Annotated in this window: 22 protein-coding genes; 3 read left to right on the top strand and 19 right to left on the bottom strand. The window is 40.4% G+C overall.

Annotated features, from left to right (window positions below; all coding sequences use genetic code 11):
* Nucleotides 1–69 precede the first annotated feature (69 nt).
* Nucleotides 70–1,062 (bottom strand): substrate-binding domain-containing protein, encoded by a 993-nt coding sequence (locus FVA72_RS18630; RefSeq protein WP_036958239.1) that lies wholly within the window; start codon nt 1,060–1,062, stop codon nt 70–72.
* A 212-nt stretch (nt 1,063–1,274) separates the two neighbouring features.
* Complete coding sequence (locus FVA72_RS18625; protein WP_096864479.1) at nt 1,275–2,087, bottom strand: DeoR/GlpR family DNA-binding transcription regulator; 813 nt, start codon at nt 2,085–2,087, stop codon at nt 1,275–1,277.
* 456 nt (nt 2,088–2,543) lie between these two features.
* On the opposite strand from FVA72_RS18625, the gene araD reads away from it, so the two are divergent.
* Complete coding sequence (gene araD / locus FVA72_RS18620) at nt 2,544–3,242, top strand: L-ribulose-5-phosphate 4-epimerase (protein WP_004259191.1); 699 nt, start codon at nt 2,544–2,546, stop codon at nt 3,240–3,242.
* A 196-nt stretch (nt 3,243–3,438) separates the two neighbouring features.
* Here the strand turns inward: araD and FVA72_RS18615 are convergent, their stop codons facing one another.
* The 7 genes from FVA72_RS18615 to FVA72_RS18585 form a co-directional block, all read right to left on the bottom strand.
* Nucleotides 3,439–4,482, bottom strand: a complete 1,044-nt coding sequence (locus tag FVA72_RS18615; protein ID WP_110591157.1) for a tyrosine-protein phosphatase — start codon at nt 4,480–4,482, stop codon at nt 3,439–3,441.
* Nucleotides 4,483–4,495: 13 nt separating this feature from the next.
* A complete protein-coding gene (locus FVA72_RS18610; protein WP_110591158.1) occupies nt 4,496–5,326 on the bottom strand; it encodes a PTS system mannose/fructose/sorbose family transporter subunit IID in 831 nt (276 codons plus the stop codon).
* The gene (locus FVA72_RS18605) at nt 5,323–6,114 is read right to left on the bottom strand and encodes a PTS mannose/fructose/sorbose/N-acetylgalactosamine transporter subunit IIC (protein WP_094961577.1); all 792 of its coding nucleotides are present in this window, start codon (nt 6,112–6,114) and stop codon (nt 5,323–5,325) included. The genes FVA72_RS18610 and FVA72_RS18605 overlap by 4 nt, the downstream gene beginning before the upstream one ends.
* 46 nt (nt 6,115–6,160) lie before the next feature.
* Nucleotides 6,161–6,634: a PTS system mannose/fructose/N-acetylgalactosamine-transporter subunit IIB gene (locus tag FVA72_RS18600; RefSeq protein ID WP_004259181.1), complete on the bottom strand. Its 474-nt coding sequence runs from the start codon at nt 6,632–6,634 to the stop codon at nt 6,161–6,163.
* Between the two features lie 9 nt (nt 6,635–6,643).
* A complete protein-coding gene (locus tag FVA72_RS18595; protein WP_004259178.1) occupies nt 6,644–7,075 on the bottom strand; it encodes a PTS sugar transporter subunit IIA in 432 nt (143 codons plus the stop codon).
* A gap of 185 nt (nt 7,076–7,260) precedes the next feature.
* Nucleotides 7,261–8,112, bottom strand: a complete 852-nt coding sequence (locus FVA72_RS18590; protein ID WP_094961576.1) for a MurR/RpiR family transcriptional regulator — start codon at nt 8,110–8,112, stop codon at nt 7,261–7,263.
* Between the two features lie 224 nt (nt 8,113–8,336).
* On the bottom strand, nt 8,337–9,830 hold the full coding sequence (locus FVA72_RS18585; RefSeq protein WP_110591159.1) for a UxaA family hydrolase: 1,494 nt from the start codon (nt 9,828–9,830) through the stop codon (nt 8,337–8,339).
* Nucleotides 9,831–10,070: 240 nt separating this feature from the next.
* Here FVA72_RS18585 and exuR point away from each other — a divergent pair, with 240 nt between their 5' ends.
* Nucleotides 10,071–10,832: a transcriptional regulator ExuR gene (exuR, locus tag FVA72_RS18580; RefSeq protein WP_004259169.1), complete on the top strand. Its 762-nt coding sequence runs from the start codon at nt 10,071–10,073 to the stop codon at nt 10,830–10,832.
* On the opposite strand, the gene FVA72_RS18575 is transcribed toward exuR, so the two are convergent.
* The 3 genes from FVA72_RS18575 to FVA72_RS18565 form a co-directional block, all read right to left on the bottom strand.
* Complete coding sequence (locus FVA72_RS18575) at nt 10,833–11,567, bottom strand: Crp/Fnr family transcriptional regulator (protein WP_099975398.1); 735 nt, start codon at nt 11,565–11,567, stop codon at nt 10,833–10,835.
* Nucleotides 11,568–11,731: 164 nt separating this feature from the next.
* Nucleotides 11,732–13,042: an MFS transporter gene (locus FVA72_RS18570; protein WP_110591160.1), complete on the bottom strand. Its 1,311-nt coding sequence runs from the start codon at nt 13,040–13,042 to the stop codon at nt 11,732–11,734.
* Between the two features lie 249 nt (nt 13,043–13,291).
* Nucleotides 13,292–14,404, bottom strand: a complete 1,113-nt coding sequence (locus FVA72_RS18565) for a mandelate racemase/muconate lactonizing enzyme family protein (RefSeq protein WP_110591161.1) — start codon at nt 14,402–14,404, stop codon at nt 13,292–13,294.
* A 293-nt stretch (nt 14,405–14,697) separates the two neighbouring features.
* On the opposite strand from FVA72_RS18565, the gene FVA72_RS18560 reads away from it, so the two are divergent.
* Entirely contained in the window at nt 14,698–16,017 is a 1,320-nt protein-coding gene (locus FVA72_RS18560; RefSeq protein ID WP_004259157.1) for a polysaccharide deacetylase family protein, read from the top strand.
* Nucleotides 16,018–16,051: 34 nt separating this feature from the next.
* Here the strand turns inward: FVA72_RS18560 and FVA72_RS18555 are convergent, their stop codons facing one another.
* From FVA72_RS18555 to FVA72_RS18525, 7 genes are read right to left on the bottom strand one after another with little or no spacing between them, the layout of a single operon-like run.
* Nucleotides 16,052–17,155, bottom strand: a complete 1,104-nt coding sequence (locus FVA72_RS18555; RefSeq protein WP_110591162.1) for a fatty acid desaturase family protein — start codon at nt 17,153–17,155, stop codon at nt 16,052–16,054.
* Nucleotides 17,145–18,269, bottom strand: coding sequence for a sterol desaturase family protein (locus FVA72_RS18550; RefSeq protein WP_110591163.1), 1,125 nt, complete (start codon nt 18,267–18,269; stop codon nt 17,145–17,147). Before FVA72_RS18550 ends, FVA72_RS18555 begins: the two co-directional genes overlap by 11 nt.
* Nucleotides 18,262–18,876, bottom strand: a complete 615-nt coding sequence (locus FVA72_RS18545; RefSeq protein ID WP_094961571.1) for a phosphatase PAP2 family protein — start codon at nt 18,874–18,876, stop codon at nt 18,262–18,264. Before FVA72_RS18545 ends, FVA72_RS18550 begins: the two co-directional genes overlap by 8 nt.
* A complete protein-coding gene (locus tag FVA72_RS18540; RefSeq protein ID WP_172412240.1) occupies nt 18,873–20,153 on the bottom strand; it encodes a F390 synthetase-related protein in 1,281 nt (426 codons plus the stop codon). The genes FVA72_RS18545 and FVA72_RS18540 overlap by 4 nt, the downstream gene beginning before the upstream one ends.
* Nucleotides 20,147–20,950, bottom strand: coding sequence for an MBL fold metallo-hydrolase (locus FVA72_RS18535; RefSeq protein ID WP_110591164.1), 804 nt, complete (start codon nt 20,948–20,950; stop codon nt 20,147–20,149). Before FVA72_RS18535 ends, FVA72_RS18540 begins: the two co-directional genes overlap by 7 nt.
* Complete coding sequence (locus FVA72_RS18530; RefSeq protein WP_110591165.1) at nt 20,944–21,951, bottom strand: NAD-dependent epimerase/dehydratase family protein; 1,008 nt, start codon at nt 21,949–21,951, stop codon at nt 20,944–20,946. Before FVA72_RS18530 ends, FVA72_RS18535 begins: the two co-directional genes overlap by 7 nt.
* Complete coding sequence (locus FVA72_RS18525) at nt 21,948–22,946, bottom strand: 3-oxoacyl-[acyl-carrier-protein] synthase III C-terminal domain-containing protein (RefSeq protein WP_110591166.1); 999 nt, start codon at nt 22,944–22,946, stop codon at nt 21,948–21,950. The genes FVA72_RS18530 and FVA72_RS18525 overlap by 4 nt, the downstream gene beginning before the upstream one ends.
* Nucleotides 22,947–22,980 lie beyond the last annotated feature (34 nt).

Below are 22,980 nucleotides of genomic sequence, written 5' to 3'. Positions count from 1 at the left end.
AGAACATTAAAATTAATATCTTGATAAATATTGTATTTTTGTTTTGAACATTATTTTGACAAGGTGAAATTACAGACCGACTTCGACCAATTTTTTCGTATTTTCAATATTCAAATTAACGGGGTTGTCACTCAAAATCGTGTTGCCACTGACTTTGATTTCACCCATATCACCAATAGACACGCCATCTTTAATTTCTTCACCATTCATCATGGCAGTCGCAACCTGTACAAATACTTGTCCTGCGACTTTTGGATTAGAAATATAGCCGCCATCAATTGCGCCTTTTTCCAGTAATTTGATGCCTTGGCCAGGTGTGAATGTCCCGAATACACAGGTTTCATCATTTTTACGGCGTTTATCAATGGCTCGGCCTGCACCGATAGGGCCTTGTGAACCAAATGACATGATACCTTTTAAGTCTTTGTGCTTAGATAACAAATCATTAGCTGTACGCATTGAGTCATCAACGGATTCGGCAACACCAAAGCGGTCATCGACCATTTGCATTTTCGGGTAGTTCGCTTTCTGGTAAGCAATTGCAGCGTCGGCCCATTCGTTCACTAATGGTACTGTCAGGCTTCCCACAAACATGGCGTATTTGCCTTCTTCACCCATACAGGCCGCCATGTCTCTCATATGGTTAGCACCCATGCTTTGGGTATCAAGTAATTCAAAGTCCCAATCTGCATTTTTTTGATTTGGTGATTCGTGGGTAATAACTTTAATTCCAGCGTCTTGGGCACGTTTTAATACAGGCTCAAGCACTTTAGCGTCGTTAGGGACAACGCCAATGACATCCACTTTTTTCGCGATTAAATCTTCGATAGCACGAACTTGTTCCGCTGGGTCAGCCGTTGTTGGGCCAACTTGGAAGGCATTTACACCGAGTTTTTTGCCTTCTTCAGTAATACCTTGTTCCATCACATTAAACCAAGGAATACCACCGACTTTAACGACGACACCCATGGTAAAGGGCTTTTGTGCTTTTTGTGATTCAGCCATCGCGACATTTGAAAATAGTGCAACGCTCATTAAACAAGGTAAAACTAGCTTCTTCATGTTCATAGTTGTATTCCTTAGTGTAGATGGATACTAAATCAAGAAATTCCATTATTTAGAAATAATGAACTTCTTATATTTAGATATGCCTATAATTAAGTGCTAAGGAATTATGGGTAAATAATATCCCTGCACTTATTTAATACAGAAAATAAAATAGAACTTATTGTTTTTTACTTACATCACAGTTACATGATTTTTATTTTTATAACTTATTTATCGCACTCGATAATTCTAAGGTTAGAGAACTTTTCTTGAAAACTATTATCATTTAGTTTGTTTGTAATTAATACGTCAATATCATCAAATGTACAAACTTGGCTAAATGCATATTTTCCTAATTTACTATTATCCGCGAGCAAAACTTTATTTTCGGAAACCTGTAACATAATATTTTTTAATTTTGAGTTTATTTCACTGCCATCGCGAATACCATTTTCGATATTGAACCCTTGGCATGAAAGAAATAAGGTTTTTATCTGAAAGCTACGGATAATACTTTCTGCAATTGGGCCATGAAAATCATCATGGCGTTCTGAATATTCCCCGCCAATACCAATAACACGTACTCGGTCACGGCAGGCCAAGGCTTGGATAATCTTGACCGAGTTTGTCACTACCGTAATGTCGATATCAGGTATTTGCCGTGCTAGAAACCAGCAAGTACTACTGTTATCTAACATAATACAGTCACCAGGCTGAATTAATTTTAGTGCGGCCTTTGAAATCTTCATCTTGGCATCAGGGTGCTCTTCGGTTCTTTTGCGAAAAGACTCTGCGCCATCAACCATTTGACTGAGTTTGACCGAAGAAGGCATAACATTCACCATCGACATTTCTTCTTGGTCGATGGCTACCGCGCCCCCAAAGCTACGGATGATCTTATTTTCCCGCTCAAGGGCAGTTAAATCACGACGGATAGTTTCTTGAGAAACGAGACACAATTGAGCTAAATCACGTACTAACGCCGAACCATTCTGCGAAACATGAGAACAAATTAATTTATGGCGTTCGGCTTGTAACATATTTAACTCCTATTCTTTCCACGATATTTATTCTGCCCGTGTTGCTTTTTTTTTGTCGTGATTGGATTCAAGTAATCTGTTTTTGAAAAAAACAAAGCCTGCTAAAGTGATTTTGATCTTAATTTTAAGAGTGCTAATGTGGCTTGTTACATAATAATTAGATTTGAATCACTATATTTGCGGTGTTTTTTTTGCTTTTCTCTTAATAAACAAAAAATATTGGGCTAACTCGGTCATTTAACCACATCTGTATTATGACTTTATTTGACTGAATATGCCCGAATAAGACCGACTTGGGCGATTTTGTTACGAATTTGTAAAGTGAGGTGCTTTTTAAATGGCCTAAATCTGTTTACCTTAATAGCCAGATAAAGGTTATCAACACACAAAAAACATCACCATAATAAATTTTTGTTGTTGATATTAAAGCATATTTAAGCAAGCTAGGGAGTTGTTATGTTAGAACAATTGAAACAACAGGTTTTTGAAGCGAACCTTGCCTTACCCAAACATAACCTAGTGACATTTACTTGGGGAAATGTGAGTGGTATTGACCGCGAAGCTGGGCTAATGGTGATAAAACCTTCTGGCGTTGACTATGAAACCATGAAAGCAGAAGACATGGTGGTGGTATCGTTAGAAAGTGGAGAAGTAGTCGAAGGGAAATATCGACCGTCTTCAGATACCGACACGCATTTGGCTCTGTACAAAGCATTCCCTGAAATTGGCGGTATTGTTCATACTCACTCTCGTCACGCCACGATATGGGCTCAAGCGGGGCAGCCATTGAGCGCCTTAGGGACAACCCATGCCGATTACTTCTACGGTGAAATTCCTTGTACCCGTAAAATGACAGAAAGTGAGATTGAAGGGGATTATGAAAGAGAAACGGGCCATGTGATCATTGAAACCTTTAAGGAAAAAGGCCTGTCAGCAAAAGATATTCCTGCCGTATTAGTGAATAGCCATGGCCCATTTGCTTGGGGGACAAGCCCCGATAACGCAGTGCATAACGCCGTAGTGTTAGAAGAAATTGCCTATATGAATTTATTTACCCGTCAATTAAGTTCACAAGTAGGTTCAATGCAACAAGTATTATTAGATAAACACTATTTACGTAAGCACGGTAAAAATGCATATTACGGGCAAAAATAAAGTAGCTAAAAATTTAATTAAATAGAATTGGCGAACTAGAGTAATTATTGATTCTATGATCAATAACGGATTTTTTCGTCAATAAAATAGCCACAATGAATATTTTATGTGGCTATTTTACTGTTATTTTAAATAAAGGAATTTCTCGGGTTTATTTGATTAAACCTGTGGTTGTTTATAAGATAATTAAATTTATTTAAACTAAGTATATCTCTCTAAGTTGCTTAATATCATTATCTGTGAATTTAAGTTCATCTTTAATATACCTTTCAACAGAGCCAGATATTTCCTCCATTGTATTAAAGACTTCTAAAATAAATGATTCTTGAGTATCAATTAGTGAGAGTAAATAATCCAGTACATTTTGGTCTTGGGTTATTTTTCGATATCCCGCCATTTTAATTTCGTTACGTTCAAGCCGGTTAAAATGGGTGATCATATAATCCTGTACAATGGTTTCTTTTGGCACTCCTAACATGGAAAGTACCAGCAATGCACCATAACCCGTTCGGTCTTTTCCTCCACGGCAATGCTGAATACTTGGGGCATTTTGTTTATTTAATAAAACCTCTATCATTTGCTTAAAGGCAGCTTTTGACTTATCACTCACCACAAATTGGCGATATTGTTCCAATATTTGTAACCCATCGCCGTTAATCATTTCTTTCGGAATGTGTTGGATAACACTTTCGATTAGTGCTTTGTCTTCATTATCTGGTGATGCGGCAAATTGTGCTGCTAATTCAGCAGTTTGAGCCGTTGCATCAAGATGATAGGTTTTCTTTTCACCAACATAGCAATTAGGCGATTTATTAATTTCATTTTGAGTACGATAATCGATAATGCTGTTAATCCCTAGGTGGGAAATATAGTTGACCGCTTGTTGATTCAAATTAAACAAATGGTTGGAACGGTATAACATTCCCCATTTCACCTGTTTTCCGTCTGTTGTGGTATAACCCCCAAAATCACGGAAGTTATTTAATCCCTCAATAGGCAATGTTCTTTCAGCGAATAATCTACGTCCGTTGGCATTTTGTAAAATAAAATAGATACGTTGTTTAGCATTTAATGGGTCTTGAACTGTAATGGTATTCTCTAATTTATCTGTAATGAAATTCTCAGGATAAACTTGAGTATCAGGTCTATCCGTCCAATATAATGCTAGAGGAGAGGATGGAATTTCACTAAACTTTATTTCGAGTGTTGATTCACTCACTCTGTTGACTTCGATTTCCATATATTTCCCTTTATCATCCTAAAATTCCGAACACAGAACAAATAACACCTAAAACCATAATGGCGACAATGAGTGCAACGGTATGTTTCCCTTGAAATTTACGAACAAGGAAGAAAATACCGAGGGCAAAGAGAAGAGTGAGTAAGTTAGGTATTACCTTGTCAAACATCTCTTGTACTTTGATAGATTGCTCACCGACGGCAATGGTTAGCGGAGTGGAAAGCTTGACGGTCGTCGCTATCAAGGAACCTAGGACCATGACCCCGACAACGTTCGCTATATTAGTAATTCGCTGAATAATATTTGATTTTTTCGATTGCTCGATTAAATCAACGCCTTTGTTATAGCCATAATGAATAAAGAAATATTTGGTGCCGATATTGACGATATTAAACAGAATAAACATTAAGATAGGGCCAATAATATTACCTTGCAGTGCAAATGCGGCTCCGATGCTGCCGCAAATAGGCAACCACGTAAATTTTAATAAGCTATCACCTAGGCCTGCAAATGGCCCCATTAAACCGGCTTTTACAGAAACGACAGCTTCTTTTTCTTCTTCTGTTGTTTTTTCTTCTAATGCAGCGGTGACACCGAGAATTAATGCGCCAGCGTTAATTTGCGTGTTAAAAAACTCGAAATGGCGTTGCATGGCTTTAATACGTGTTTCTTGATCTGCTTTTTCATACAGTTTATCGAGAACGGGCACCATACAATGCGCAAAACCAATAGTTTGCAGTTTTTCATAGTTGTATGAGAATGACATGGTTTGAATTCGCCAAAACATACCATTAAGCTCTTTTTTCGTGAGTTTTTTATTTTCAGAGGTGGTTATTTCACTCATAGGTCATACTCCTCTTCTTCATTTTTATGGGAGGTTGGTGCCGTTTTTTCTTCTGGTGTTTGACGCAAACTGCTGGCAAATGCCATGTCATAAAGCACTGCAAATGCCAGAGCGATAAAAGTAATTGGGATAATTGGCAGTTTTAAATAGGTTGTGAGCATAAAACCGAGCAAAAAGAAAAACCACATTCTGCCTTTAAGCAACATGAGTAGCAGAATACAGATACCGACAGCAGGGATCAGTTTAGATGCGACCCCCATACCGGTAAGAATACTTTCAGGTACGGCATTTAATATGTTATTGACTAAGTCACTACCAAAATAAACGGCAATAAAGCAGGGAATGGCGCGAATAAAAAACCACAGTGGCGTCGAAAAATAATGGACTTTTGTTAGGCCACTGTAGTTTCCATCAAGAATGGATTTACTGGCCCAGACATTTAAGAAACTGGCAAAAGAACGCCAGATAATCAGTAATTGTTGGCATAGAATAGAGACTGGCACGGCAAGGGCGATACCCGCTGCAATTCCGCCATTGGAAGCAATACCGAGTGCAACTCCAATAATTGAACCAGCGATAATATCGGGTGCAGAATAAGCGCCGACGTTACCAATTCCCATCCACATCAATTCTAATGTGGCGCTAATGGCTAACCCTTGAACCATATCGCCCATGATAATACCGGCCACAGTACCGGTGAGCAGTGGGCGTCTTAGCATTTGCGGACCGACATCATCCAATGAGCAAATGCCTGCCCAAATTGCAATTAAAATGGCCTCTACTAACATAATAGGCTCCTTACTTATTGAGTGAAAATAAGTATGATTAAATGAATTAATTGAGTAATGTTTTCAATTCAACAATGGGATCTTTAGGAACCATTTGAATTTCAACGGCAACGTTATTGTTGATAAGTGACCTAAAGGCTTGTTCTTCATCCGGTGTTACAGCAACCGCACGGGATAAATTACGACGGCCTTCTTGCATACGCATCCCGCCGACATTCAGTTTTTCCAGTTTTAAGCCACTTTCGACAAGCCTGTTCACATCAATACTGTTAGTAAACAGCAGCATAGTGCGGCGTTTAATTTCCGCTTTTTTTAAGACTTCAATGAATTTATCGACGCCAAAAACGACTACTTTTAGATCTGGTGGAGCAGCCATAGTAAGAACTGATTGTTGAACGGTGTCATTGGCAACTTTGTCATTGACGATAATCACCTGTTCAATATCAAAATTTTTAACCCAAGTGGTTATAACTTGGCCATGGATAAGTCTGTCATCAATTCGAGCAACATTAATTGGCATGGTATTCTCCTAAAGTTCGCTATCATTTTGTGCTAATGGTTTAAGTTGTTCACCGACATTAAGGCAACTGTCAGGGAATACATCATTAATGACTTGATGAAGTTCATGTAAAGGGAGGTCTCGGCTGCTGAGTATTTCGAGAAAAGTAGGAACATTGATTCCGCAGTACAGCACAACATCATTTTGGGTAATAACGAGCTCGCTGGCTAAATTGCAAGGAGAACCGCCTAATAAATCCACTAAAATTAAAACGCCATCGCCTTTATTAACATTTTGATATGTTTCAAATAAATGTTTTTTTACCTCATTAATATTGCTTTCTCTTTGAATGGAAATCACGCTGATATCTTCTTGAGAGCCGATTAGCATTTCAGCACATTCCAATAACCCTTGTGCAAAAGGCCCATGGCTAGCCAGTATGATAGGTATTTGAGAGCTCATTTTTTCCCCTTATATTTATTTTTTTATTTTAGTAATAAAATTACTTTTATATATTTATTTTGAAGTAACAATATCACAAAAAAGGGGAATGAAAAGGGGGAGTTCCTAGAAAGGGTCATTTTTGTGAGCAAGATCGAAGTGGCTACTTAGAGCCACATAGAAGATATTAAGGAGGAGAAAGCCGATTAGTTATTGCTATTTAAGCGAGAAAAGCGCTCCGCACGAGTGCTAATTTGTTTTTGAATTCTTTCATCATATTGTTTAATAAATAGATTAGTAATCAGCATATTAATTACAGTCAGTTGCGAAATTTTTGAGCGAATAGGGATAAGCCTTGAAACGTGCTCCGTGGAGATCGTGTGCAAGACTGTTTCTGCTAGCGATGACACCGAGCTTTGCCCCATTTTCGTGATAGCAATGGTCGGAACTTTCAATTCTCTGGCAAGAGTGAGTAGTTTGATACATTCGTGGTTTTCACCAGAATGAGAGATGACAATGACAAGATCGTTCTGATCTAATGTATTCACAATACTGAATTGGATGCTGTAATCAAGGTGACAATTAACATCTTTTTTTATTTTAATTAGTTGATATTCAAATTCTTTTGCAACTAATCCACTACTGCCTGCACCATAAATGACAATTTTTTTACTCTTACTAATTAATTCATTTGCTAGCTTAAAGGCATTTAAATTGACCAAAGCGCAAGTTTCTTCTATGGATGATTTTTCAATCAATCCTACTTTGTGATTAACGGTTTCCATTGAATCACTAATATCAATATCTTCTTGTAGTAGAGTGCCGTAAGACTTGTGATTAATCGATGAAATTAAATCAATTTTTAGATCGCTAAAGCCTTGGTAGCCTAACTTATGGCACAGGCGCAAGATAGTGGTGGTACTGACCTTATTTTCTTGGGCTAGGGATTGAATGCTCATACTTTGCATGTTTTTCTTATTAGCAATAATGTACTCAGCGACTTGTTTTTCTTTGGTGGAAAGGCTGTCTCTGGCCTCTCTAAGTTTTAGGTCTATCATTATTTACCCTGCTAATAAATTAAAATTCGTCATTACGAAATGGATCCTACCATATCTTAAAAATAGGGAAATGGTGACTTTTCTTTATTGTCTTCGTGTCACGATAATGGGGCTTATGGCTTAGGATAGAAAGTAAGGTCGGTAGGAAAAAGTTAATAAATATAAATAGTTAGTTATATCCCTATTGCTTAATAATAACCAAAGCAATAGGGATTAGTTTGTTTTTAAAGTGTGACGCCCATTTTAAAAATTGCTAATTCACGGAAATCATTGATTTCATTTTTTGTAGGTTCACCATTAACGGTTTTGACAACCAACTGAATGAAGTCATCTAATAACTGATTCATGGATTTTCCTGTTAATAAGGCACCTGCATTAAAATCAATCCAATGGGGTTTTTTGGCGGCTAATTCATTATTGGTCGCAATTTTCATGGTGGGGACAAAGCCACCATATGGCGTGCCACGACCTGTTGTAAATAACACCATATGGCAGCCAGCTGCTCCTAAGGCACTGGTGGCAATGGCATCATTACCCGGCGCGCTTAACAAGTTGAATCCTGGGGTTGTCAGGCGCTCCCCGTATTTTAAAACATCCATTACTTGGCTAGTGCCAGCTTTTTGTGTGCAGCCGAGGGATTTTTCTTCGAGTGTCGAAATGCCTCCGGCTTTATTACCTGGAGATGGGTTTTCATAAATTGGCTGGTCATGGGCAATAAAATACTGTTTGAAGTCATTGATCATATTGACCGTTTTCTCAAACGTCAGTTCATCATGGCAGTGGTTCATTAGAATTTGTTCAGCACCAAACATTTCAGGTACTTCGGTTAACACCGTAGTTCCGTTATGACTGACTAAAAAATCAGAAAAACAGCCTAACAATGGGTTAGCCGTGATCCCTGAAAGGCCATCAGATCCACCACACTCAAGACCAAATTTCACTTCGCTCAGTTTGCCTGACTCACGTTTATCTTGCTGTACTAATTGATAAAGTGCATTAAGGTGCTCTACACCGGCTTCAATTTCGTCATCTAATTGTTGGCATACCATAAATTTCACGCGTTCATCATCATAGTCACCTAATGTTTCTTTAAAGGCGGCGACTTGATTATTTTCACAGCCTAAACCGATGACTAAAACGCCACCTGCATTAGGGTGCTTAACCATATCTTGTAAAATAGTACGGGTTGTTAAATGGTCATCACCGAGCTGGGAACACCCTAAAGTATGGTTATAAAGATAAACACCATCAATATCAGAAGCGCCATTATGTTGTTTATTAAAGCGTTCGATCATTTTTCTCGCCAGTGCATTAACACAGCCGACTGTTGGTATCACCCAAATTTCATTACGGATAGCGACATCACCATTTGCTCGGCGATAGATTTGCACTTCTGGATCCGGCCGTGTAACGGCAATTGTGTTGTGTTCAGGGCGGTACTCATAATCATTTAAGGCACTTAAATTGGTGGCGGTATTATGAGTATGAACATGCTCTCCAGCCGTTATGGTCGTCGTTGCATGGCCGATGGGTGCGCCATATTTAATAATATTATTGCCAGACTCAATCAAGGTGAGGGCAATTTTATGCCCTCGATCAACATCTTGTTTTAATGTTACTGATTGCTCTGCAACACTAATGGTTTCCCCTGCTTGTCGGTTAACTAAAGTAATGGCGACATTGTCATTGGGATGTATTTTAATTATATCTTTTATCATATTGCGTTCCCTGAACTGGAAATCGGATTAAGCATGATCAGCCATAAAAAGTATGAATGATCTTTTGTTGTCTAAATTTCATTCATTATACGATCCGGTTTACAACTTTAAAAGATGTTATACCAATTTATTATAATTTATTTATTAGTGAAGTTCTATTTTACCCATCGTCGAAAAATTTCGTTATACTGTGGACATTGATGGCCAGCGAGTCGGGTGGTTATGTGAAAGGAGAAAATAATGAGCTCACAAGAGAGTGAACCGCGCCTATACCAACAAGTTGCGGCTCTGGTCAAAGAACGTATCGAAAATGACGAATACCCAGTTGGCACTAAATTACCTGCGGAACGGTTACTTGCTGACGAAATGAAGGTGAGCCGTACTGTGATCCGTGAAGCCATCATTATGTTAGAAGTAGAAGGCTATGTGGATGTACGCAAAGGATCTGGCATACATGTTATTAGTAACCGGTCTAATAACTCAGTCAATACAGAAACGGGATTAGAGTTTAGCCGCTGTGGGCCGTTTGAGCTCTTACAAGCAAGGCAATTGATTGAAAGCCATATCGCCGAGTTTGCCGCGACCCAAGCCACCAAAGAAGATATTTTAAAACTAGTTGATATTCAAAAGCATGCTCGCAAAGAGGATCGTTTTCGTGATTCAACATGGGATCTTGCTTTTCACATGCAAATTGCCGCGTCGACCCATAACAGTGCGATGGTGGTGATCGTTGAGCAAATGTGGAGCCAACGCTTACGTAACCCTTACTGGCTCAAGCTTCATGAGCACATTGATAACCGTTCGATTGAGAGCTGGTGCGATGAACATGACCAAATTTTGCAGGCGTTAGCGCGTCGAGACCCTAAAGGGGCGCGGCAAGCTATGTGGCAACATTTGGAAAATACCAAAAAAATGTTATTCAATGCGACCAGTGATGACTTCGAATTCACCATGGATCGCTATTTCTTCGCAGATAGCCCAACCATGGATGATAACAGCTAGTTATTCCTCATCATCTTCCGATATTTGCTTCAGCGCGGGGAGGTTAACTAAAATAATTTTCCCGTATTTTGCATCAATCCAGCCTAGTTTTTCCCATGCGACTAAACGCTTATTGATGGTTTGCCGTGTGGTATTAATGATGGTCGCTAAGTCATCTTGTGTGAGATATAAGCTTAGTTGAATTCCTTTTTCATGAGGTTCGCCATAGCCTTCTGCTAAGCTCAATAAGCGTTTGGCGAGTCGGGCTGAAACAGATAATAAGGCACTGTCATTGATAATGGTAAAGGCATTACGAATCACTTTGCAGAGTAAAATATTCAGAAATTGGTAAAAAACGGGGTGTTTTTCCAAGATCATGGTTAAGTCTTTCGGTGATATCGTCAGTAATATGGTTGGGCTAATCGCTTTGGCATCATGGGTGCGCGCTGATTTATCTAGCATGGCAATTTCGCCAAACCAATTGCCTGGTGAAAGATAGCGAAATACACATTCACGGCCATCTGAGGAAATTGAACTTACTTTTACTGAACCTTGAATCACCGCATATAGACCACGAGCAGGGTCACCCTGATAGTGAACCATTTCACCATCTGGATAGAAACGTAATGTGGCGCATGTCATTAAGATGGAAATCAAATAATCAGGTAAGTTACTAAACCAACTATTTGTTTTTAATATTTCAAGAATATTTTCATGCGTTAGAACTAATTGGCTGTTTTGTACCGCAATGTTCATCTGAATGCTCCCTGCATGATTGGCTAACTTTATCATGACATTTGGTAGGGTTATGTTCAATCATGAACCGCCGTAATATTCGAGTAAACCTCATAAATAAGAAATAAGGTAATAGAAAACCCGAGCCATTAATGTGGCTCGGGAGGGATTTAAAAGATAATTAATTAATCTTCAAATCGTTTTTCAATACCTAATCTTTTTAATGTCAGAATCAACAGACCACCGATAAAGGTGACCAATGCGATAAAATAGAGTCCTGCACGGGCAGATTCAAAGGTAGTTTCAGCCCAAACTCGTAAGTTTGGTGCCACAAAACCACCTAAGTTACCCACTGAGTTAATCAAAGCAATACCCGATGCAGCTGCGGTGCCGCCTAAGTATGCAGATGGGAAGCTCCAATACAGAGGCTGCATCGCCAAGTGACCAGCCGCTGCCACACACAGGGCAATAATCGCAATGACGGGAATGCTATCGAATAAACCAGAAACCGCAATTCCCGCAGCACCTAACATAAAGGTAATGGCAGCAACTTTACGACGTTCTTTTAATCGCTCCGAAATACGTGGTACATAGTAAACTGCAATGGCCGCACACAGTGGTGGAATGGCGGTAACAAAGCCTACAAGTATGCCGACTTTACTGCCCAACAACGTACCGATTTGGGTTGGTAAGAAGAAATAAATCCCATAGCCACATACTTGAACGGTAAACCAAATCAGACACAGGTAGAGAACGCGCATATCTAATAATGCTCTCAAGGCGCCTTTCGGGCTATGGCCTGCTTTGGCATCTTCTTCCAAGGCTAATTTAGCGGAAAGTGCACTTTTTTCCTCATCTGTCAGCCATTTGGCTTTTTCAGGGCGGTCATCAAGGTAAAAGAACACCCAAATCCCGACAATAGATGCTAATAAGCCTTCTACGACAAACATTAACTGCCAGCCGTATAAACCGAAGGCAAATGAAGTTCCTTCCAACGACAATAATGAGCCAGATAATGGGCCGCCAATGATAAACGCCAGTGGTGCCCCAAATAAGAAGTAGCCTGTCACCCGTGCCCGGATATTTTGTGGGAACCAGAAGGTTAAATACAGAATAACCCCCGGAAAGAAGCCAGCTTCACTGACACCAAGTAAGAAACGCAGCACAATAAAGGTGGTTTCATCATGAGCAAACATCATGGCGGCAGAGACTAGCCCCCATGTGACCATAATGCGTGATAACCATACCCGAGCGCCAATTCGGTACAACAGAATATTACTTGGCACTTCAAATAGTGCGTAGCCGATAAAAAAGATCCCTGCGCCAAATGCGTATGCAGCGTCACTTAACCCAGTTGTTAATTGAAACTCTTGTTTTGCAAAACCAATATTTGAACGGTCTAAATAAGCCAATATGAACATTAATACCACCATAGGTATTATTTTTCGTATTGCTTTGCTGGTAGCCGATGATAAATGATCCGTATTGGTGGACATGGTTCACCCCAGTTTTTTGTAAGATAGTAATGTTATCTATTCATTTTTATTATGTGTTTAGCCCGCCGCTGAATAACCAGCAGAGTAGAGTATAGAGCTAATGTACTCGTCATACTTCAAGTTGCAGTGTTGTTGATTGCACCATGAATTATTCAGAGTATAAATAAGTAATTTAAAATGAATAATTCTTGTTATTAATTTCCCTTTTTCATGTTGTTAGAAATGAAATATTGAAAAAGGGAATGATCATTATTTCACGTTAAATTTGGCTAATGCTTCAGGTTTTAACGTCGTACCTGCCCCAGGCGCGGTTGGTGTGGTATAAACACCATCAATGACTTCGACTGGGTCAACAAAGCAATCCAGTGTCCATGGAATAAATTCCAGTAAAGAACAAGCGGGATGTGCCATTACCAGATGCAATTGTGCCTGCATCATATCGCCATGGTGTGGTGTCACTGGTAAATTAAAGGCCATACCTAAGTCAGCAATTTCCCATACCGCTGTTAAACCGCCACAGCGTGTTGCATCAGGTTGTAAGTAATCAACGGCACCCGCCAAGACAAATTCTTTAAATGAATCATTGTGATAAAGTAATTCACCTAATGCGATAGGTGTATCCATATAAGCAGCAAGCTGTTTATGGCTGGCGACATCATCATGCCATAATGGTTCTTCAAACCACTTAATATTGAAATCATTTAAACGGTGGCCATATTGCTTGGCAATACTGATATCCCATTTACCGTTTGCATCGACCATTAGGTCGATATCGTCGCCAATTGCGTTACGAACAGCTTCAATACGTTGTAGATCTTCGCGTGGATCTGGTTTACCAATTTTCATTTTTATTGCTTTGAAGCCTTCTTCGAAGATCATTTTTTTACAATCATCGACTAAGTCTTCTTGGCTACGCACTAACCAACCGCAGTCGGTGTTATAGGCGTTAACTTTATTGTGTTTTGAACCGCCAAACAGTTGCCATAGCGGCTGATCTGCGGCTTTAGCTTTAAGGTCCCAAAGGGCGATATCGATGGCAGAAATCGCCATTTGCATCAAACCACCACGACCTACCCAGATATTGGTTGAGCTGCGAGTGAGTTTTCGATGTAAATAGCGCACTTCTGTTGGGTCTTCGCCGAGTAACATTGGGCCGAAAACATCTTCAATAATAGTGGTGATTAAACGGTCAGTGGCGATGTCGGCATGTGTCCCTGTGTGGCCATAACCGACTAATCCACATTCTGTTTTGATCATGACACCCGGCATCCCCCAATGGGTAATGCTGTGAGTTGAGTCACCAATTAGGTCATTAGTGACAGGTACGTGCATGATAAAAGTACTAATTTCTTTTATTTTCATTGTTGTTCCCAGGTGTTGTAAGGTGGTTGAATGCCAATCTAACAGTGGGAAGTGGATTAAACTGTCAAATGATTTACAGATTGTGCCTGTATGGCGCTTTTTACTGATAAATATGAGCTAGATCTCTTTATTTTGTATGATAGATTATGGCGTATCTTTAAAATTGGTATAACAGCTTAATAGGTGAAAATAATGGGAAGCAGGGAACAATAAAAATTTTTATCAGGGTATGGGGTTCAATCTAGAGTAGGTTTAGAATAATGGCGGAAACCCAGCTTTATAGTGGATAAAACATGTCTAAACGATTTCTTTTATTGCTTTGTATTTTATTTACGAATTATCTTCCCCAATCTTTGGCTTCTGAGACCGTCAACAACACTGACGATTGGCAGTTGGCAGACATCCCACCAAAGCTAGTGCAAACAAAACAGCCTGAAATTATTTTTGCGATGATTGCTGGAGAAATGCGAGCCGTCGCAGAACTCAATGCAGAACACGGTTTTTATGCCTATTCTCCTTCGGGGGATTATTGTGCAATGCAGTTTGGCAATGGGTATGCCTTTGTAAAAACAGTATCGTTTTCTAACCAAAAACCGCGTTATGTACCTGAAGTGGATAGGCTAAATGATTTACAAAATCCCATTTATGATTATTTGGTCACGCACCAAAAAACAGCGGTATATAACTCAACTCAGAGTAATAGTAAGCAAATTGCCTCTTTATGGGAAAACCTGCGCTACCCTGTGTTAGCGCGGATGATTAAAACGGATAAAGCAGGAGAAAAGACTGCTTGGCTAACGATTCGCCTAGGGGATAGGCTGGGCTATGTGCGTTTAGATGATGTAGCATTAGATAAAGGCATTCCAATTTTAACTTATCACCATATTCTCAAAGACAGTGAAAATAAGCATTTTCGTGACACGTCAACGACGACATCCGTGGAAGCATTTCGTGAACAAATGAATTATTTAAAACAGGCGGGTTACCAAACGCTTTCGCTTGCCGATGTGGAAGATTATCTAAATAAATCTGCAAATCTACCGGGTAAGGCCGTTGTACTGACATTTGATGATGGTTTAAAATCAGTTTATCGCTATGCATTACCGATTTTAAGGCATAACCGCCAGCAGGCGACGCTATTTATTATTTCTTCACGGATTAAAACACAGCCACAAAAATGGTCAGCGCATGACTTACAATTTATGAATAAACAAGAGATAAAAGATAGCCGAGATGTTTTTAATATCCAATCTCATACTCACTTTTTACATCGTTTAGATAACCATAATTCACCCATTTTATTTAGCCGGAAAGAACATACGATCATGTTGGATTTCAAACGATCGATGAGAATTCTAAGCCGTTTTGAACCTGAGCAGCGTTACCTTGCATATCCATTTGGTGGTTATAACCAATCAGCGATGGATGCGGCTAAAGATGCGGGGCTACATCTTGCCGTCACTACGATTCAAGGAAAAGTTAAATTGGGGGATAACCCTTTTGCGCTCAAACGTTTGTATGCTTTTCGGACTGACCCATTAGAGAAATTTGCTCAGATGGTAGGAAATAGTGAAAAAAGCGTCATAAATCAAAATATTATTATTGACAGATAATCAATATAGCGAAGTAAGCACTGGGTTGTTTGGCTCAGTGCTCATCCGCTTGCTTGCCCGTTCCCATCTCTTTTAAAAATTGTTGTTGGTAAACAAACAATTCTTTCGCGCTAATACAATGATAATCCATCGAAAACTGTTCGGCGGTTTGCTCAATGATCTTAGCAAGTGCAGGGTAATGGCGGTGGTTCCAATTCGGAAATAAATGATGTGTAAGATGTAAGTTTAACCCGCCTAACCAATAGGTTAGCCAACGAGGTGTGGTTTGCCAATCATAAGTGGTTGAAAAAGTATGAGTATAAAAACCATGCGGCATATTGCCTTCTTTGGGGGGCGTATAAAAAGTTGCTTTCGCCCAATGGGTGCCAAGTATTAATACAACAAATACGAGGGAGGCAAGCATTTGGCTAAATAAGTAAGTGAGTAGCAAGGTACCTAAACTGATATCAGTGATAACAAACGCAGGTATGACTATTGCAACAATCAAATGTAGTAACTTAGCCAATAAAAATGCCCCAATACCACGACGGCCTTGATGGCGCATATGCGGGGCGACGCGCGTCAAATGAAATCTGTCCATCCAATCAAAGAACCAAATCAATGCAGGGAAAGTCATTGCGGCAATTAATGGCCAATACAGATGCTGAGCTCGCATAAACGGGTACCAGCGCTGATAAGGGGTTTGACGTAAGACGAAATTTTCTTCGATATCTAAATCATAATGACGAATATTGGTGTGAGCATGGTGAAAAATAATATGCCTGACTCGCCAACATTCAGGGTCTAAACCCAACGGAATAGTGACCCAAAAATTGAGCCAATAATTGGCTTTGGCCTGTTTGAAAATCGCATTATGGGAAGCATCATGAACTAAATTAATCGCCAATAATAATGCGAAGCAGATAAACAGGGGATAAAAAATAAAAAAAGCCCAAGACGCGTTAACACATAGCGCTATGCCGTAACTGCCTAGGCAGCACAAGATTAAAACCAAGCTTTTTAAATAAAAGCGTAAGTCAGCGAACCGGTGATCTGCACGCTGTTGTAAATAGTGTTTAGCGGCCTTGTTCAACGCTTTTTGGAACGCTTGATCATGGCGGTGTTGGTAGCCTAACGGCCTTAGCTGCTCAGGCGACATCACGCACCTGTATGGGTTTTCGGCCGATACCAAGTAACATTAATAAACTATGCAGCCACAGAGCCGTGGTAAAAATTACCCAAAATGGCGTTGTCCATTGCCAAATAAATAAAATGCAAATTAATAGTAAGCAAGCGATAAAAAACCAGCTCATCAGGCCAATTTTGCGGCCATCTGAAATACCTGATAGTGCCACGGTACCTAAGGCTAATAAGATAAATAAAATCACTTGCTGTTGAGTCGTTCCCTGATAACCATAGCCATAAATATAGACATAACCAATAACTAGGCTAAATAGGAGAAGTGTTCCCATTACTAATGCGATTTGGTTCACGCGAAATAAGGGGACGGGTTTTTCCTTGGGTTGACTGCGACGTTTAATGATACGCCAAAAAGGCAAATTACTATCAATAAATGGGTTTTCAGAAGCGGGAGCCCCTTTGATGCCAAAATGGTGTTCCGTTTCAGGTAATTTGGAAAACGTACCAAACAGTTTATCCCAAAAAATAAAACTGCCGCCAAAATTACGGTTGGAATAGTGCCCTTCTTTCACATGGTGAACTCGGTGGTGCTGTGGTGTTACCATGAATTTTTCCAACCAACCCAAACGCGGGATCAGCGCACTGTGGTTAAAAAATTGAATGGTATAGTGCAATATTGAAACGGTTATAAACACTTCTAAAGGGATCCCCATTAATGCCAGCAACATAAAGAATGGGATTGATGTGAGTGATGAATACCACGAATTACGCACGCCTAATGATAGGTTATAGTGCTCCCCTTGGTGATGTACCACATGAACGGCCCATAAAACACGGTAGGTATGGTGTAAACGGTGTAGCCAGTAAAAACCAAAGTCCCAAGCAAAAATCGTAAACACCCACACCAGTGCGGTTGGCCAGTTTTCAACGAGATTGAACGAATAGTGGGTCACGACAAAGCCGTAACAAAAAATCTCTAACCCTCTAAACAGCCACAGCATAATATGGCCAGAGTTCAGGTTGAACACCAATTCTTGCCAGCTAACGCTTCCTTTTTGTGTTTTGGCTATCACCAAACCTTCTGCGACCACAACCGCTAACATGAAAACAATCGGAAAGGTTAATTCATTCATTAGTGTTTCTCTTTAAGACAAACTTCGCAGTGTGAACAATCACTAATGCCCCACAAGCGGTGAGTGCGCCAGTGACCACATCAATAAATAAATGGCGTTTTAACACCAATACAGAAGCACAAATAGCAAGGGCCCAAATTACGGCTAGAACCGTGCGAAATTTTTGTTGTGTTGACCATAATGCATTCAGTACGACGAGAGTCAATGAGACATGTAGAGAAGGTAGTAAATTTTGTGGGCTATCAATATTCATTAAAGCAGATAAAGCCAGTCCGGATAAGGTTGATAAGTCGTAATCGTGGTATAGCATAGTCGTGGGGTAGCACAAATAAACAGCCCCAGAAACCAGCGCACAGAGTTGCATGGCATACATAAGTGGGCGCGCTTTTCTTAGGGGACAGAGAAAATACCCAAGTGGGATAAACAGAAAAAAGGAGAGGTAAAGCCAGATGGCATCGGGGGAAAATGGGACGGCATTATCTAGTTTACTAGGGAGTAAAATATGAGCTTGCCCAGTCACTTGCCCGGTATATTGGTAAACAATACCTACGGTTCCCCAGCCGAGTAGGCAATAAATAAAGCGAGTGAATAATTCCCTGTTGTTCATTTTACTTCCTTACGGGTTATACGTCGCTTTTTAACCGAGAGTGCTTGCGTAATAGCGGCTGATGATAATTGCCAATCTAATTGCGTAATATCAACGTGTTGGCTTGCAAAGTAACTTGCTAGCTGTTGCTGGCAATGGGATAACTCCATGGGAGAGCATTCAGCCTGTAAATATAATGAGTTGCCTTGCTGTGTTAAGCGAAAATCAGCAGTAACAGGTAAGTGATTCACAATAACCCGCGCACAGGGATCTGCAAAAATAGTCACCATTTTGCCGTTATAACCCGGAAGTTGAAGCAAATCATCACAGCGACCCTCAATCCGTTCTATCGCCATTTCAGGGGAGCCACATGGGCAGGTGTTTTTTTTCACCACTAACACATCATCCAGTTGATAACGAACGATAGGCTGTGTTTTACGGGTAAAATCCGTAATAATCGGCGAAAAACGGTTATTATCAAGCCAATTAGGCTCAATATGCACAAACGCTTCATTTAAGTGTAAAGTACCATGAGAACAAGTACAGCCTAAAAAACCTTCCGTTGCTTGGTAGACCTCTCCAACATTGGGGAAGCAATTCTGTAATTTTTGTTTATCATGGGGTTCTAATACTTCAGCCACGGAAATGACTTTCTGCACATTTAGTTGAAGTTTCTGTTGGTTAATGGCGTCAGCTATTGCGCATAGCACTTGGGCTGGCGCAACAATAATTGATGGTTGATATTGTTCAAGTGCAGTAAGTTGCAGGTCAAAATCTGCAAAAAGGTCATAAAAACGCAGTGAAATCCAACGGTTATTGACACTTTCATACAGGTTATTATTAGCACGTAAAAATAGAGCAACACGTTCACCACTAAACAGACTTTTAGGTAGCATTTTAGCTAACATGCTGCCAGACCAAACATTTTGTTCTTCTGGGCTAACAACGAAAAGGCCTCGACGGCCTGAGGTTCCAGAGGACAACCCGACACTGTAGCGCCCTACTTTAGGGGCAAAATCCCGAGATTGCTCACTTTTTTGTGCACATTCTAGAAGTTTTTGGCTAGAAAGCCCGGCGGTATTCATCTCATCAAAATTATCCATCATGACTTGTTTATTCATAATGGGAAAATTAGATAATGGCTGATTGATATATCGCTGAAAGTAAGGGCTTTTCGATAACACTTTGCGCTTAAAATGTGCCAAACGTTTTTGTTGATAAGCTTCTAGCTCGTCACGGTTGCGAAACGTCAAATGACGAGCGCGCCAGTAATGCCAAAGCATCGAGAGGATCACAATAAATCCCCTTCGTGGCACAGTTGGATAACCACATTGCGTTTATCAATTTCATGTAATTTATTGAGTGTTTCGTAATAAGCCTGCTTATCATCCATGATGATATTGGCAATGGCCATAGGGCCGCGCAATTCACGGTAATTAGTGGGAGACCATGCTGCGTCACCTGCGAGCAATATCCAGCCTGAGTCAGTTAGTACACACAAACCAATATGCCCTGCAGCATGCCCAGGGAGCGGCACAATGAATAACGTCTTCTGTTGATTTACCGCATAGCCTTCGCCCAAAACTTGTAATTCATTAGGTAACGCCACCTTTGGGAAACCTTCATAAAATACAGTACGTTGTTCAAAGTCTTCTGGTAGAAGACCACTGACAAAGGCATTTTTCAATGCAGCAAACCCTGTTAAAGGGCGTGTTTTAGCCCAGCCATCTCCTGAGCAAATAATGGGGATGTCAGGGAAGTCACGTAGCCCCGCGATATGGTCACCATGAAAATGGGACAAAATCACCCCATTGATATCATTAGGTTTTAAGCCATCATTAGCCAATTGATTGACAAGGGCGTCTTTGCTTTCGAAATACACTGGGGTAACGGTTCGATATAACCGCATAATGCCATGGTGCGTATGATCATAAAAATGGGTAGCATAGCCTGTATCAAACAGCCAACGCTGGTGTTCATCTTCAATCAGCCATGCTCTTGCTGGGAATTTACAGGATTTAAAACTAGCACCTTTTAAAGCCACACAGCCTGGATGTGTGCAGTAACCCACCTCATATTGATGAATTTTTAGCATGGGTTCTCCTGTTGTTTCAGCCATTTAGCGGTCAAATGAATACCTTGTTGCATACTATATAAAGGATAGTAACCCAGTTCTTGCTGTGCTTTTTGGTTATCTAATGTCATGGTGAAATAGGCTGCGCCAAGGCTATAGCGTGTGAGTAATGGTTCTTTTCCTGTTAAATAGCCAATGCCTTCTAATAGGCTGGCAATAACATACAGTAAAGGGTAAGGAGCTGAACGAATTTCGCAATCTAAGTTGAGTTCACTAAATAACTGATTTAATGTCTGTTTTAGTGCTTGGGGCTGTTGGTTGGTAATATTATAAATGGCGCCATTAGGGAGTGTTTCTTTGAAAGTCGCCAACTGCATGCTGTGAACCACATTTCCCACATAGGTGAGGTCAAAATGGTTATTTCCCCCATTAGGTAACACCAATTTTCCCTTACGTGATTTTATTTGGGCGAGCAAACGCGGTAGCAAAACGCGATCATGGGGACCAAATAAACCTCGAGGGCGCAAAATAGTGTAACGAGTTGTCGGAAACTGCTTAACACACTGCTCAATCCTAGTTTCGGCTAAATATTTTGTTCTGGCATATTGGTTAGCGAAATGTTTATTAACCGTGGACTCATGAATATTTTGCTGGTGGGTGAAATTAAAATAAATGGCTGGGGTGGAAATATGGATAAAGCGTGAGACTTTGGCTTCCCCCGCGGCGGTAGCTAAAATTTGAGTTGCATGAACATTTGTTGTCTCAAAATCTTGACGTTTGCCCCAAGGTGAAGAAAGAGCAGCGCAGTGCCAAATGGCATCACAGCCAGTCATCATCTCTTTGGCCTGTTGCAAAGAAAGCTGAGCCAGTTCACAAGGGATAAATTCAGCTCCCATTTTTACTAGCTGTTCTCCTGCTTGCGGGTTTCGCCCACAAGCGACGACTTCAAAACCTCGCCCCAGTAAGTACTCACTTGCATTTCTACCAAGGCCACTCGTGGCACCTGTGACGAGGATCTTCATGGCACTAATACCATGGCGCACAGCGCTAACCCAGCGGCAGTGCCAATTAGCATGGCACTGGGCTTTTCATAGAAACGGCCTGTGATAATTGCTTCGTGTAATGCTGAAGGGATAGAGGCCGCAACTTGGTTCCCACGATGGGAGTAGATATCGACTAATTGCTCTGTTGTTACGCCCACACGTTGGCGCATATGTTCTAAAGAAAGATGGCTTGCTTGGTGTGGGATCACGGTACCAATTTGTTTGAGTTGTATATCTGATTCACTGAAAACCTGCTGCATAAAATCTTCAATCAAAGAAGATGCGAGGCGAAACAGTTTTTTCCCCTGCATATGGAACAGAAAATCATCATCAATCATCCCTGCGCGTGGGTTGCGTCTTGTGCCACCTGCGCGAATTTCACAAAAATCAATGCCTGCGGTATAAGTGGTGTGTGTGTAAGAAATAATTCCACTATTCCCATCCCCTTTTTCCACAACAACACAAGCTGCACCATCACCAAAAATCAACGATGATTCTTTATCTTGCCAATCAATACCACGCGAGGCGATATCCGCAGAAACAATTGCAATGCGTTGATAAGCACTGGTGGCTAATAACCCCGCAGCAACCTGTAGCGCAGTGATAAAGCTTATGCAACTTGAATTAACATCAAAGCAGGCAATCCCTTGATTTAAATTTGATTGTTCAAGGATATGTGCTGCGGAGCAAGGCAAAGCTTGCACGGGAATTGCAGACGCATTAATTAGCATATCAATACTGCTTGGTACGATATGGTTCGCATGCAATGCATTTTGAATCGCCAGGGAAGCTAACACTGCTTGTGAATCGGTATGACTTGCATGGAAGCGATATTCGATACCTGAATGTTTTTCAACAAAACCTTTTGGTTTATTGAGCTTTTCATCAAGCATTGAGGAGTAAATTTTGTTTTCAGGTAGTGCCACACCAGAAGCAATGATTTTTAGTGGGGTGATTGACCTATTACCAGACATATAAGTAGTGCCTATCTCATCATAATATTGACAA

This window comes from Providencia sp. PROV061 (assembly GCF_011045655.1).
GTDB lineage: Bacteria > Pseudomonadota > Gammaproteobacteria > Enterobacterales > Enterobacteriaceae > Providencia > Providencia hangzhouensis.
The sequence above is the reverse complement of the archived record's forward strand: the minus strand, read 5'-3'. Positions and strand labels throughout refer to the sequence as shown.